The sequence below is a fragment of the Collinsella sp. LCP21S3_D3 genome, assembly GCF_052118305.1.
Lineage (GTDB): Bacteria > Actinomycetota > Coriobacteriia > Coriobacteriales > Coriobacteriaceae > Collinsella.
The window spans coordinates 68,357-80,646 of the sequence record NZ_JBQKHK010000006.1; the positions used below are offsets into that span (position 1 = coordinate 68,357).

Below are 12,290 nucleotides of genomic sequence, written 5' to 3' on the forward strand. Positions count from 1 at the left end.
GCGTGCTTTTGGATGAATCCCAAGCACGCCGGCCGTCGTTTTCTGTTGCCGCCGTTTACTCGGCGAGCTGCTTTAGCACATCGCAGGCGATCTCGATGGCGTCGTCGATGCAGCCGGGGCAGCTGCGGAGCGGACCATTGTCCGATCCGATGCCCTTGAGCGTGCCGCAGACGGTCGTCGTGTTTTTCGTTTTAAAACGCTTGGCGATTTCGCGCGACAGCTTGTAAGTCTGGCCCTTGGTCTTGGGGTTATCCATGCCGTCGCTCATTACAAAGCCCATGATGGCCACGGCGCCCGAGATAGCGCCGCAGGTCTCGGTCATGCCGCCCATGCCGGCGCCAAAGCCCTCGGTGAGGATAAAGGCGGTCTGGGGGTCGAGCCCGACGGCGGGTGCGAGCGTGCAGGCGACGGCCTGTGCGCAGTTAAAGCCACGGGCGTGGTATTCGGCAGCCTGAGCCTGACAGGCGGTGATGTCGAGCTGGGCAGTATCGATTTGCTTCATCGTTGTCTCCTCGGTAACGGTGTACTCGCCTATGGTACCCTTGCCGATGCATTTGTTCATCGAAAGCCTCATGTATGCCTCATTTTTATCTATCGAATAAATGCCAAGATCTGCGATAAATGCCCCCGGTTGATTTGTCTCATAACCTACCTTGGGGATGGGTTGAGAGGGGTGCGGGGTAGCGGTATCGTGAACCGGATAAAAATGTAACCCAGGCAAGGGAGCTAGATATGAGCGAGCAGACCATCGGTACTACATGTGTTCAGGGCGGCTATCACCCGGGAGATGCGGAGCCGCGCCAGGTGCCCATCTACCAGTCCACCACGTGGAAGTACGACACGTCCGAGCACATGGGCAAGCTGTTTGACCTGGAGGAGTCTGGCTATTTCTACAGCCGTCTGCAGAACCCTACGTGCGATCTGGTTGCCGCCAAGATCTGCGAGATGGAGGGCGGCACCGCTGCGATGCTCACGAGCTCGGGCATGGCTGCGAACTTCCTCGCGATCTTTAACGTGGCCGGCGCCGGCGATCATGTGGTCGCAAGCTCGGCCATCTACGGCGGTACCTACAACCTGCTTGCCCATACCATGGGTCGTATGGGCGTTACCTGCACGTTCGTTGCCCCCGATTGCACCGATGAGGAGCTCGAGGCAGCCTTTAAGCCCAATACCAAGCTCGTCTTTGGCGAGACGATCGCCAACCCCGCCCTTGCCGTGCTCGATATTGAGCGCTTTGCCAAGGCCGCGCATGACCACGGCGTGCCGCTGATGGTCGACAACACCTTCCCGACGCCCGTGATGTGCCGTCCCTTTGAGTGGGGAGCCGATATCGTTACGCACTCCACCACCAAGTACATGGATGGCCATGCGGCCTACCTGGGCGGCGTGATCGTCGACCACGGCCAGTTTGACTGGATGGCCCATGCGGACAAGTTCCCGGGTCTCACCACGCCCGATGAGAGCTACCACGGCGTGACCTATGCCGAGAAGTTCGGTCGCGAGGGCGCCTTCATTACCAAGGCAACCGCTCAGCTCATGCGCGACCTCGGCCCCATGCAGAACCCGCAGGCGGCGTTTTTCCTGAACAGCTCGCTCGAGAGCCTGCATGTGCGCATGCCGCGTCATTGCGAGAACGGCCTGGCTGTTGCCAAGTTCCTGCAGAGCCATCCCAAGGTGCGCTTCGTGAGCTATCCGGGTCTGGAGGGCGACAAGTACTATGACCTGGCTCAGAAGTACATGCCCAACGGCACCTGCGGCGTTGTGAGCTTTGGCTTTAACGGTGGTCGCGCGGCGGCCGAGACCTTTATGAAGAGCCTCAAGCTCGCTCAGATCGCCACGCATGTGGCCGACGCCCGCACTTGCTGCCTGCATCCCGCTAACGCCACGCACCGCCAGATGAACGATGAGGAGCTTATCGCCTGTGGTATCTCCGCCGACATGGTGCGCCTGTCGTGCGGTCTCGAGGATACGGCCGATATGATTGCCGACCTTGAGCAGGCGCTCGAGCAGTGCTAGGCTAGCGTTCGTGCAAGGCGCCGATGCCGGCAGAAAGCTTCGGCGACCTTTAGCTCCGATACCGTAGGCGGGGCCCCAATCGCGACTGTTTGCAGGCGATTGGGGCCCCGTTTTTTGTGTTGCGCCACTCGAAAGGATGGATATGGAGAAAACCGCAGAGCAGCTGCGCCGCGAACACATCGCTCTTGAGGGGGACACCCATGGCAAGAACAAATGGGCGATTCTGTTTACGGTGCTCATCATGACGTTTATGGTGTGTCTGGATTCGACCGTCGTGACCGTGGCGCTGCCCGTGATGCAAAAGGAGCTGGGCGTGGGCCTCGATCGCATTCAGCTGGTAAGCTCGGTGTATCTGCTTGCGGCTTGTGCGGCGATGCGGCTTTGTGGTGCGATGCGGCTTGTGGGGCGGGCGGGGGTCGGTCCGTGGTAGACTATCGAGCAATGTTTATTAATCGCGCGGTATCGTTGCCGCGAGAAGGGGTTGCGCCATGCAGGAGCTTGAGGACCGTATTCGCCATGACGGCATCGTAAAGGCCGGTAATGTCCTTAAGGTTGATGCTTTCCTCAACCACCAGTGCGACGTTGAGCTGTTTGACCACATGGGCGCCGAGTGGGCCCGTCTGTTCGAGGATGTCGAGATTAACAAGATCCTTACGATCGAGGCTTCGGGCATTGGCATGGCCTGCATCGCAGCCCAGCATTTTGGCGGCGTGCCGGTGGTCTTTGCCAAGAAGGCGCAGTCCATCAACCTCGACGGCGAGCAGTATGCCACGACCATCTACTCCTTTACCAAGCAGAAGGAGTACCCGGTCATCGTTGGCAAGCGCTTCCTGTCCGAGGGCGACAAGGTCCTGATTATCGACGACTTCCTGGCCAACGGATGCGCGCTCGAGGGTCTTATCAAGATCTGCGAGGCTGCGGGTGCCGAGGTGTCCGGCATTGGCATTGCGGTGGAGAAGGGCTTCCAAGGCGGTGGCGATAAGCTCCGCGAGCGCGGCTTCCGTGTTGAGAGCCTGGCCCGTATCGCCGATATGGACTGTGAGAACGGCGAGATCACCTTCGCCTAAGCGCGCAACACAAGCGATTGGTATGCGATGTGACAAAGGGGGTGTCCCTTTGTCACATTTTTTGTATGAGGGGAGGTGTTGATATGGATGAGAACAAGATGGGATGGCGTGAGTATGCGCGCTATGCCGAGATGTCGGTCGAGGAGCTGGCGCGCGATTGCGAGGTGCAGGTGTTTCGCGCGACGGGTCCGGGCGGGCAAGGCGTGAACACGACGGACTCGGCGGTGCGCATGAAACATATCCCTACGGGGATTACCGTGACGGCGCGCGAGAGTCGCAGTCAGTTCCAAAATCGTAGCTGCTGTTTGCGTAAGCTACACGCTGAGCTTGAGCGTCGCGGGCGTTCACCGCGTCGACGCGTAAAGACCAAGGTGCCTCAGCGCTCTCGCCAGCGCGGACTTAATGACAAGCACTTCAACGCCATTAAAAAGGCCAACCGCCGCAAGCCGGGCGGGGAGGAGTGATCTTCTCGATAAGTTGCGGTGAAATAGGGGCTGTTTTGCGGCTTTACCTGCATAAACAGTCCCTATTTCACCGCAACTTAGGGGTGGTTAGCGGGTTGGACGCCAGACTTGGAGGGCGCCGGGTAGGATGTCGACTTCGATGCGCGAGGCGATAACAGGTTCGCCGTCGGCCTGGATGGGGTAGTCGGGCTCCTCAAAGGTGAGCTCGGCATGGCGGCAGCGACGCATGCAAACCGGCGGCAACTTGGTATGGTGGCCGTCCTTGGCCGAAAGGAACATGGGAAGCGCGACCGCGCGCGGAACGGGGCCGCAGGCGTAGCAAACGTCGAGCATGCCGTCGCACGGGTCGGCGTCGGGACAGATGCGATAGCCCGAGCCATACGTGGGGCCCAGCTGAATCGCCATGATGATCGCCCTCACGCGCTCGGCGGGCGCGCCGTCAAAGCTGACTGTCATGGGGTAGTTGCGATAGCGCAGGCCAAACTGTTCAAGTCCCGAGAGGGTGTAGAGCGGAGCGCCGGTGAGGCCCGTCTTTTTGCGCAGCTCGGTGGTGCCCAGGCCGATGGCGGCGTCAATACCGACGGAGAGCGTCTGGTCGTAGTACTCAACGCAAGCCTCGCCGCTACCGCTTGCGGGGTTCCATGAGCGAATGCGACCGATGTCCTGACGCTGCAGCTCGCAGGTGAGCAGCGCGCCAAAATCCTTGCCGGAGAAATCTTCTATACCGAGCGTTTGGGCAAAATCGTTGCCGGAACCCACGGGTAGGATGGCAAGAGCGGGGCGGGGGTCCTCCTTTTGTGCCATAAGCCCGTTGACGACCTCGTGGATCACGCCGTCGCCGCCAAGGGCGATAACGGTGCGATAGCCCTGAGCCTGTGCGGCCAGCTCCTTGGCGTGCCCCATACGCTCGGTCAATACCAGGTCAAACTGGGATGCGCGTGCAGCCATGTCCAAAAAGCGTTGCAGGCGCTCGGCAACTTCGCGCGCCGCACCCGATTGGGCGGCTGGGTTGGCGATGATGAGCGTGCGACCAAAATCAGTTGCGTGCATGGGCGACTCCCGGCGTATGGCGTGACGGTGCGGTCGCGCTCGGGTCGAATTGCCCCCCGATTGTGGCTGCACGGCGAATACTTACGTCTACTCTATCAGGTCGTTGTGGCGCTCGATAGCATCCGCTACCGTACCGCCCTCATCCACTATAAGCGAACGGCGCTTGGGTGAGATGATGCGCTGGGCAGGGTACACGCCGCGGTGTCCGCCGGCGAGATAGCTGATAAAGGCCACGATGACAAAGAACCCGGCGGCCGTGCCGTGGAACAGGTCGATGGCCATCATGCAGGTGGTGATGGGCACGTTAAGGCCGGCACAGAACACGCCGAGCATGCCGAGAGCCGCCAGAAAACTGGGGTCGAGCCCGGTAAGGCAACCGATCCAGCCACCGAGTGCCGCACCGATGCCAAACAGGGGCGTGACCTCGCCGCCTTGGAAACCGGCACCCAGGGTGAGTGCCGTTACGATGAGCTTGATGACGGCGTCGGCGAGGGTGGTGTTGCCGGCAAACCCGGCGCCCGAAAGCCACGTGGAAAGGCCGGCGTAGTCCCAGGCGTCGAGGAGGGCATAGACAGCCAAAACCACGAGTGCGCCTATAAGTGCGCGAACGAGGTAATTGGTGATAAAGCGACCGTACAGGCTCTTGACGGTTCGAACCGACCAGGCAAAGAGGCGTGCCGTCAGACCGAAGATAATGGCGCTGATAACAACGATAACGACCGTTTTGGGCGTCATGGCGGGAACGCTGGCGATGGCATTCGCTTCGTACTCGGTACCCAGGGCGAGTGATGTAAAGTAGCCGGTAAACGAGGCGACCAGGCAGTAGATCCCTGCGGTGTAGTCGATCTTGCCGATAAAGCACATCTCCATGCCAAAGAAAGCTCCGGCAAGGGGCGAACCGAATACGGCGCCAAAGGCCGACGAGATGCCGGCGAGCATGAGGTCGTGGTGGTCATGCTTTTTGAGGTGGGCGAGGCTTGAGATGTTGCTGGCGATGGTGCCGCCAATCTGCACCGCGGCTCCCTCGCGACCGGCCGATCCGCCCGTTAGGTGCGTGAGCGTGGAGCAGACGAAGGTGAGGACGGCCATGCGCTTATGGATGAGGCGTGTGCCCAGAGCGGAGTCGATGACCAGGTTGTTACCGCGTTTGGCGGCAAGACCGTGGTTTTTGTACGCCCATGCGGTGGCAACGCCCACAACGGGAAGCAGCGCGTAAATCCACGTATGGTGCTCGCGATAGTCGGTCGCGATATTCAACGAGGCCAAAAACGCCCAAGCGGCAACGCCCATGGCGAGCGAGACGATGACGACGAGCACGAGCAACTTAGCGCTCGCGAGTAGGTTGTGGGCATTGCGGCGCGTGTCGGCAGCCAAGAGATGCTCGGAGCGGGTGAGCTGTTGCCTGCCTGCCATGATGACGTCGTTCAGGGAGAAAAAGCCGCCGTCGTCGAGCGGCTGGGAATGATCCTGCGCCTCGTTTGCGCTTTCGGGTTTGTCGGTAAAAGCCATACGTTCCTCTTTTAGGTTGCAACACGAGCATTATAGAACGTGCCAAACGTGACAAACCGGCAGGTTGGTTTCGGTTCTGTTTCGCGGCTTGCGGCCGACAGATGTATTCGAGAACGTGGGTCGTTTCGCCGCCGTGCGGCAGGGGATTATACTGAGACAAGCATAAAGAATTGGCGCCCCCGTTGTGCGCTGTGGCATTAAGAGGTGCATATGGCAGAGAAACTCATTCCGCTGGAGGACGCGCAGTCGATTGTTCTGTCGCACGTTGCTCCGACCGATCTCGTCGAGATTCCCGTGTGGCAAGCCGCCGGTCTCCCCTTGGCCGAGGACGCGGTGGCCGATATCGACATTTCGCCGTTTGCCAACAGCGCTATGGACGGATATGCCGTGCGCGCCGTCGACCTCGCCAAAGCGTCCACCGATGCGCCCGTGACGCTTTCTGTCGTGGGGCACGAGGCGGCGGGCCATGTCTTTGAGGGCGCAATCGGCGCGGGCGACACGGTTCGTATCATGACGGGCGCGCCGGTACCCGAAGGTGCCGATGCCGTGGTGAAGTACGAGATCGTCGATGTGCTCGACGGTGACGGCAACGAGGGTTCGCGTGTGAGATTCTCGGCGCCGGCCAAGGTGGGGGAGAACGTTCGATCGGCTGCTGAGGAAGCGCATACTGGCGACGTCGTGATGTACGCTGGAGAGGTTGTGGCTTCGGCGGGCGCCGGCTTGCTGGCGAGCGCCGGGTATGCGAGCGTGAAGGTGCATGCCGCGCCGCGCGTGGGCATTATCTCGCTGGGGACGGAACTGGTCGCACCGAGTAACGTGCCGGCGCGCGGGCAGATTCGCGACTCCAACTCGTCGGCGTTGATGGCCGAGGCGCTCGATGCAGGAGCCGAGCCCGTGTTCTACGGCATTGCGCCCGATGATGAGCAGGCGATTGCCGAGCTGGTGCATCACGCTGCGCAGGAGTGCGATTTTGTCATTACGAGTGGTGGCGCCTCTGCGGGTGATTACGACTATGTGACGGCGCTCGTTCGGCGCGAGGGCGAGGTGCTGTTCGACCGCATCTCGATGCGTCCCGGCAAGGCCATCACGTTTGGTCTGCTGGGGGGCAAGCCATATTTGGGACTTTCGGGCAATCCCGCGGCGGCGTATGTGGGCTTTGAGATGCTCGCCCGCCCGGCGATCCGCAAGATGCGCGGCTTTGCCGAGGGCGTGCGTCCCGTGCAGCAGGCGAAGCTCACACACGGCGTGAAGAAGCGACAGCATCGCCGCTTCTTCGATCGTGCCACGGTTTTGCGCGACCCCGAGACCGGTGAGCTGTTGGTGACCGAGGCCAAGACGCAGAATTCGGCGCTGCTCGGCACGATGCAGCGGGCCAACTGCCTGCTGCGTATTGACGAAGGCCCGTGTGACCTCAAGGCGGGCGACGTCGTGGATGTCGTGCGTGTCGACTTGCCTGAGGGCGCGGTGCTATAGGAGGAACGCTATGGAGTTGAAGATTTCGATTGTGACGTGCTCGGATACGCGCGATCTTGCCCAGGACGAGGCGGGTGCTGCGCTCGAGGAACTCATCGCGGCACAGGGCTGGACGGTCGCCTCGCATGTGGTCGTGCGCGACGACGTCAGCGAGATCGGTGATGCCATTGTGGAAGCGGCCGATGAGTGCCACGCCAATGTCGTGCTCACCTGCGGCGGCACGGGCCTTTCGATGCGTGACGTGACGCCCGAGGCGACGCGTGCCGTCTGCGACCGCGATGTACCGGGTATTGCAGAGGCAATCCGTGCGTACTCCATGACCAAGACGCGCCGCGCTATGCTTTCGCGCGCCGTGTGCATGCAGCGTGGGCATACGCTTGTCATCAACTTTCCGGGATCAACGAAAGCGGCCCGCGAAAGCTGGGAGGCTGTGAGCGACCAGCTGGAGCACGCAGCTCAAATGACGGCGGGGGGCGGGCACGCCAAATAAGCGCATTACCTGCGGCGGAGTGACCTTACGGGCTGCTCCGCCTTTTTTATGCAGCGACAGTGCGGGCCGTCTCGTGGTTATCGGTAAAGGAAAATTATTAGACGAGAAATATTTATCACAAACACTATTCGCGCAAAAGTATAATCTAGTAACAGAATAAAGCTTGCGGCGGGGTGCCCGGGCGTAGCGTTCGAAAGGGTTGAACATGTTCGATACGGTTTCTCGCCGAGGGTTCGTTTCACTTTCCGCTGTCGCCGCTGCCGGCCTTGGGCTTGCCGGCTGTTCCGGCAGCAAGACGTCTGGGCCGACTGGCTCCGATGCCGGTTCTGCTAAGGCATCTTCCAAGAAGGCTGTTGAGCTGCAAGTCTTTGCTGCCAACTCGCTCGAGAAGGCCCTGCCCGAGGTTCAGAAGCTCTATACCGACCAGACCGGCACCACGTTTGCCGACACGCAGTTTAAGGCGTCTGGCGACCTTGTCGAGCATATGCGCGCCGGTGCCGCCGTCGACGTACTCATCACCGCTTCCAAGGGCACCATGGATGACGCTGAGACCGCCGAGCTCGTCGACGCCGACACGCGTGAGGACATGTTCGTCAACGACCTCGTGATCATTCGCGCCGAGGGCTCCGACACCAGGGTCGAGGCCATCGCCGACGTCGCGAACCTGGACGGCAAGATCGCCATCGGCGACGCCAAGACCGTTCCCGCCGGCAAGTACGCCAACCAGGCCCTGGCCTCCGTGGGCCTCTACACCGGCACCGAGGGCGACGACGGCGAGTATACACCCGATCTCGCCGACAAGGTGGCTCTGGCCGACAAGGTCGGCACCGCTGCGTCTTACGTCTCTACGGGCGACTGCGTGGCCGGTTTTGTCTACAGCTCCGATATCTTCCGCTACGACGGCATCGAGGAGGCCTTCGTGTGCCCCGAGGACTCGCACAAGACCATCGTGTATCCTGGCGCTGTCGCCGATAGCTCCGAGCACGCCGACGAGGCCAAGGCGTTCATCGACTTCTGCCTGACCAACAAGAAAGCCCAGAAGATTTGGGCTAAGTACGGCTTTGAGCTTTCCGCGTAGTTCGCAACATCGCTGCATAACGATATGCTTGAGGGCGGGCGTTCTCGCGATCGCCCGCCCTTTTGATTGAACCGGCGTGTCCGCGCGCCGTTGCCCTGTGTTTGAGGAGTCGCCCGTGCCAAGGAAAACGATTCGCCTGCTCGCCGTGCTGGCTGCGGTTCTGTGCGTGCTGACCGCACCGCCCGGGGTTGCTCGGGCCGAGGCACTCTTCACCACCGCCGATGGCTGCCAGGCGACCGAAGATTCCGCGCTTATCGATGGCGTCGGGTTTGGCCTCAACGCGTTTGAGCGCAATGCCAAGGGCACGGCCCGTTCGTTTGCGGGTCAGCCCGAGGGCTACCGTTTTCCTATCTACAAGAAGACGACCCTCGTGACGGTGACGACGCCTGAGAGCATCGTGGTCTGGCTCGACGCCCATGCCGCCAAAGACGCGGGGCTCGATATCTCAAAGGCAGATGACCAAAAGGCGCTCAAGAAGATGCTCGTGGGGCTCGACAAGTCGCACTCCATGGGTGGTGCGTTGCTGGAGGACTCTAATCTCGAATGGGTCTTTACCTCGGATAACGCGCTGGTGCAGAGCGATTACCGCTATCAGTTTAAGGTGAAGGGCGGCAACGGCGATTACTACACGGTAGTGAATGCCGCCGACGCCGCGAATGCCGAGCTAGATTTGGGTGACGGCGTCCTGTGGAGCGATAACGCCGCCCTCGTGCGGTATGCGGACGTGTCGACGACGGTGCCGCCGTCGCTGGCGGAGCGCGCCGCAGCCTTCTTGGGCGACATCGACTATCGCCCGTTTTGGGTGTCCATAAAAACGAGCGGCCTTGCCCTGCTGATCTCCTTTGCGCTGGGGCTGTTCGCCGCGTGGAAGACTATGGGTACCTCGAGTCGCATCAAGGGCCTGCTCGATTCGGTTTTTACGATTCCTATGGTGCTGCCGCCCACGGTCTGCGGCTTTCTGCTCCTCATGCTGTTTGGCCGCTCGACCGGGGTGGGCCAGTGGCTTATCGCGCACGGCATCTCGATCGTCTTTACGTGGCCGGCGGCGGTGATATCTGCCGTGGTGGTGTCGTTCCCGCTCGTCTATCGTACGGCACTCGGTGCCTTCGAGAGCCTCGACACGCAGATGCTCGATGCGGCGCGCACGCTGGGATGGTCCGAGCGTCGCATCTTTACCAAGCTCATGATGCCGCTCGGCTGGCCCTCCATCGCCGCCGGCACGGTGCTCGCCTTTGCCCGCGCAATGGGTGAGTTTGGCTGCACCCTGTTCTTTGCGGGCAACTACGCCGGTATTACGCAGACCATTCCCATCGCCATTTACTTTGAATGGATGGGCGGCAACACGTCGGTGGCGCTCTTTTGGGTCATCGTCGTAATCGTGTTTTGTTTCCTAGTCATCCTGTTCATCAATATGTACACCGCTCATTCGCAAAAGTATCGCGAGCGGGGCCTTTCCCGTGCGGAGCGCAAGCAGGCCAAAGATCTCGCCGGACGGGGCGATTCACTCGACCCGGCGGGCGGCGATGCCTTGCGTATCGATCGCGAGGCGCTGGTCGAGCTCATGCGCGATGACGCCGCTTTGCAGGGAGGTCGATAGGCCATGTCGCTCGTTCTGGACATCAAAAAGCACTATCCCGGGTTTACACTCGACATGCAGCTTGAGGCCGGCGAGGAGCGTGTGGCGCTGCTGGGCGCCTCGGGCTGCGGCAAGAGCTGTACGTTGCGCTGCATTGCCGGCGTGGAGACGCCCGACGAGGGCAAGATCGTCGTCAACGGTGTGACCTTTTTTGACTCGGCGGCGGGCATCAACCTGTCGCCTCAGGAGCGAAAATGTGCCCTGCTGTTCCAAAACTATCAGCTGTTTCCCAACATGACGGTGGCCGATAACGTATGTGCCGGCGTAAAGGACGCAGGCGACGCCGTGGCGCGCAAGCAACTTGCCGAGCGCTATCTGGGCATTTTCGGTCTGGCCGATTTTGCCGACCGCTATCCCGCACGCCTCTCGGGCGGTCAGCAGCAACGCGTGGCGCTCGCCCGCATGGTGGCGGCGCATCCGGGCGTTTTTATGTTCGACGAGCCCATGAGCGCGCTCGATTCTTATCTTAAGAGCGCCCTCGAGCAGAACATGCTCGACCTGTTTGACGTCTGTAACCGCACCGTGCTCTACGTGAGCCACGACATCGACGAAGCGTGCCGCCTCTGCCAGCGCATCTGCGTGATGCATAACGGGCATGTGGAGGAGATCGGCTCCGTCGAGGACGTGGTCCGCCGTCCGCAGACGCTGGCGGCACTGCGTCTGACGGGGTGTAAGAACACAAGCCGCGCACGAAAGATCGGGCCCGAGGAAGTTGAGGCGCTCGACTGGGGCATGACCTTTAACGTGGGTCGCGAGGTTCCCGATAATGTGGTGTACCTGGGCATTCGCGCAAGTTACTTCCATGTTGACAACCGTGCCGAGCGGGGCCGCAATAGCTATGATTTGCACGTGGCCCGTGTGAGCGATTCGCGCTTTGAGCGGCTGGTGCTGCTGGACGTACCGCGCGTCGATGCGCCAACGCGTCTGCAGTGGAAGGTCAACAAGGTGGGCATGCCTGTCGACGAGCTGCCACAAGCAGGCGAGACGCTGCGCATGCATTTTGATGCCAGTAGGATCCATTTGGTTTGTCGATAGCGCCGGGTAATGCCGTCGGGGATATAAGCCTCGGCGGCTTTGTTTTTGCCGTTCGCCGAATGAGGGATGACAAACTCTTATCAATCAAGCAATCAATTTATTAAACGACGGCACACGATGCTGTCGTACGACGATGCCGCGGGGGCTGCAAGCGTGGCTCTGTGCGGTACGTCCGACGAGGTGATTCCCGAGGCCGAGAAGGTGCTGCCGTCAAACCTCTGCCCGCTCATCAAGTCGACGTACGGCTTTGCCTACTCGCAAAAGTGCCCGTTTACGTACTTTAGCGACATGATCATCGGCGAGACCGCCTGCGACGGCAAGAAGAAGATGTACGAGCTGCTGGGGGAGCTTAAGCGCACGCACATTCTGCATCTTCCTCAGGGTCGCGACCGCGCCTACGAGCGTGAAGGCTGGTACGAGGAGTGCCGCCTGCTCAAGGAGGAGCTCGAGGGCTTCTACGGCGGCTAAGGCC

13 protein-coding genes are annotated in these 12,290 nt (G+C 61.0%); 10 read left to right on the top strand and 3 right to left on the bottom strand.

What is annotated here, in order from left to right:
- Positions 1–55: 55 nt before the first annotated feature.
- Complete coding sequence (locus tag ACTQ1S_RS04210; RefSeq protein ID WP_195838525.1) at positions 56–574, bottom strand: C-GCAxxG-C-C family protein; 519 nt, start codon at positions 572–574, stop codon at positions 56–58.
- Between the two features lie 158 nt (positions 575–732).
- On the opposite strand from ACTQ1S_RS04210, the gene ACTQ1S_RS04215 reads away from it, so the two are divergent.
- The 4 genes from ACTQ1S_RS04215 (at position 733) to ACTQ1S_RS04230 (ending at position 3,547) form a co-directional block, all read left to right on the top strand.
- Positions 733–2,016 (top strand): O-acetylhomoserine aminocarboxypropyltransferase/cysteine synthase family protein, encoded by a 1,284-nt coding sequence (locus tag ACTQ1S_RS04215; protein WP_441053935.1) that lies wholly within the window; start codon positions 733–735, stop codon positions 2,014–2,016.
- A 142-nt stretch (positions 2,017–2,158) separates the two neighbouring features.
- On the top strand, positions 2,159–2,446 hold the full coding sequence (locus ACTQ1S_RS04220; RefSeq protein ID WP_441053933.1) for a hypothetical protein: 288 nt from the start codon (positions 2,159–2,161) through the stop codon (positions 2,444–2,446).
- A 58-nt stretch (positions 2,447–2,504) separates the two neighbouring features.
- The gene (locus ACTQ1S_RS04225) at positions 2,505–3,083 is read left to right on the top strand and encodes a xanthine phosphoribosyltransferase (protein ID WP_427727567.1); all 579 of its coding nucleotides are present in this window, start codon (positions 2,505–2,507) and stop codon (positions 3,081–3,083) included.
- Positions 3,084–3,166: 83 nt separating this feature from the next.
- The gene (locus tag ACTQ1S_RS04230; protein ID WP_441547141.1) at positions 3,167–3,547 is read left to right on the top strand and encodes a peptide chain release factor family protein; all 381 of its coding nucleotides are present in this window, start codon (positions 3,167–3,169) and stop codon (positions 3,545–3,547) included.
- A gap of 87 nt (positions 3,548–3,634) precedes the next feature.
- Here the strand turns inward: ACTQ1S_RS04230 and ACTQ1S_RS04235 are convergent, their stop codons facing one another.
- Both ACTQ1S_RS04235 and ACTQ1S_RS04240 read right to left on the bottom strand, forming a co-directional pair.
- Positions 3,635–4,597: a diacylglycerol/lipid kinase family protein gene (locus tag ACTQ1S_RS04235; RefSeq protein ID WP_441053929.1), complete on the bottom strand. Its 963-nt coding sequence runs from the start codon at positions 4,595–4,597 to the stop codon at positions 3,635–3,637.
- Between the two features lie 87 nt (positions 4,598–4,684).
- On the bottom strand, positions 4,685–6,106 hold the full coding sequence (locus ACTQ1S_RS04240; protein WP_441053927.1) for a chloride channel protein: 1,422 nt from the start codon (positions 6,104–6,106) through the stop codon (positions 4,685–4,687).
- A 210-nt stretch (positions 6,107–6,316) separates the two neighbouring features.
- On the opposite strand from ACTQ1S_RS04240, the gene ACTQ1S_RS04245 reads away from it, so the two are divergent.
- From ACTQ1S_RS04245 to ACTQ1S_RS04270, 6 genes are all read left to right on the top strand, one after another.
- The gene (locus ACTQ1S_RS04245) at positions 6,317–7,579 is read left to right on the top strand and encodes a molybdopterin molybdotransferase MoeA (RefSeq protein WP_441053925.1); all 1,263 of its coding nucleotides are present in this window, start codon (positions 6,317–6,319) and stop codon (positions 7,577–7,579) included.
- A 10-nt stretch (positions 7,580–7,589) separates the two neighbouring features.
- A complete protein-coding gene (locus ACTQ1S_RS04250; protein WP_427794485.1) occupies positions 7,590–8,069 on the top strand; it encodes a MogA/MoaB family molybdenum cofactor biosynthesis protein in 480 nt (159 codons plus the stop codon).
- Positions 8,070–8,274: 205 nt separating this feature from the next.
- Positions 8,275–9,147, top strand: a complete 873-nt coding sequence (gene modA / locus ACTQ1S_RS04255) for a molybdate ABC transporter substrate-binding protein (protein ID WP_441053921.1) — start codon at positions 8,275–8,277, stop codon at positions 9,145–9,147.
- Positions 9,148–9,262: 115 nt separating this feature from the next.
- Positions 9,263–10,744 (top strand): molybdate ABC transporter permease subunit, encoded by a 1,482-nt coding sequence (gene modB, locus ACTQ1S_RS04260; RefSeq protein WP_441053919.1) that lies wholly within the window; start codon positions 9,263–9,265, stop codon positions 10,742–10,744.
- 3 nt (positions 10,745–10,747) lie between these two features.
- Positions 10,748–11,818, top strand: a complete 1,071-nt coding sequence (locus ACTQ1S_RS04265; protein ID WP_441053917.1) for a sulfate/molybdate ABC transporter ATP-binding protein — start codon at positions 10,748–10,750, stop codon at positions 11,816–11,818.
- A 117-nt stretch (positions 11,819–11,935) separates the two neighbouring features.
- Positions 11,936–12,286 (top strand): 2-hydroxyacyl-CoA dehydratase, encoded by a 351-nt coding sequence (locus ACTQ1S_RS04270; RefSeq protein WP_441053915.1) that lies wholly within the window; start codon positions 11,936–11,938, stop codon positions 12,284–12,286.
- Positions 12,287–12,290: the final 4 nt, after the last annotated feature.

Excerpts from the sequence above, each read along its gene's own strand:
- ACTQ1S_RS04210 (WP_195838525.1), bottom strand. The coding sequence starts at position 574 with ATGAGGCTTTCGATGAACAAATGCATCGGCAAGGGTACCATAGGCGAG.
- ACTQ1S_RS04215 (WP_441053935.1), top strand. The coding sequence starts at position 733 with ATGAGCGAGCAGACCATCGGTACTACATGTGTTCAGGGCGGCTATCAC.
- ACTQ1S_RS04220 (WP_441053933.1), top strand. The coding sequence starts at position 2,159 with ATGGAGAAAACCGCAGAGCAGCTGCGCCGCGAACACATCGCTCTTGAG.
- ACTQ1S_RS04225 (WP_427727567.1), top strand. The coding sequence starts at position 2,505 with ATGCAGGAGCTTGAGGACCGTATTCGCCATGACGGCATCGTAAAGGCC.
- ACTQ1S_RS04230 (WP_441547141.1), top strand. The coding sequence starts at position 3,167 with ATGGATGAGAACAAGATGGGATGGCGTGAGTATGCGCGCTATGCCGAG.
- ACTQ1S_RS04235 (WP_441053929.1), bottom strand. The coding sequence starts at position 4,597 with ATGCACGCAACTGATTTTGGTCGCACGCTCATCATCGCCAACCCAGCC.
- ACTQ1S_RS04240 (WP_441053927.1), bottom strand. The coding sequence starts at position 6,106 with ATGGCTTTTACCGACAAACCCGAAAGCGCAAACGAGGCGCAGGATCAT.
- ACTQ1S_RS04245 (WP_441053925.1), top strand. The coding sequence starts at position 6,317 with ATGGCAGAGAAACTCATTCCGCTGGAGGACGCGCAGTCGATTGTTCTG.
- ACTQ1S_RS04250 (WP_427794485.1), top strand. The coding sequence starts at position 7,590 with ATGGAGTTGAAGATTTCGATTGTGACGTGCTCGGATACGCGCGATCTT.
- modA (WP_441053921.1), top strand. The coding sequence starts at position 8,275 with ATGTTCGATACGGTTTCTCGCCGAGGGTTCGTTTCACTTTCCGCTGTC.
- ACTQ1S_RS04265 (WP_441053917.1), top strand. The coding sequence starts at position 10,748 with ATGTCGCTCGTTCTGGACATCAAAAAGCACTATCCCGGGTTTACACTC.
- ACTQ1S_RS04270 (WP_441053915.1), top strand. The coding sequence starts at position 11,936 with ATGCTGTCGTACGACGATGCCGCGGGGGCTGCAAGCGTGGCTCTGTGC.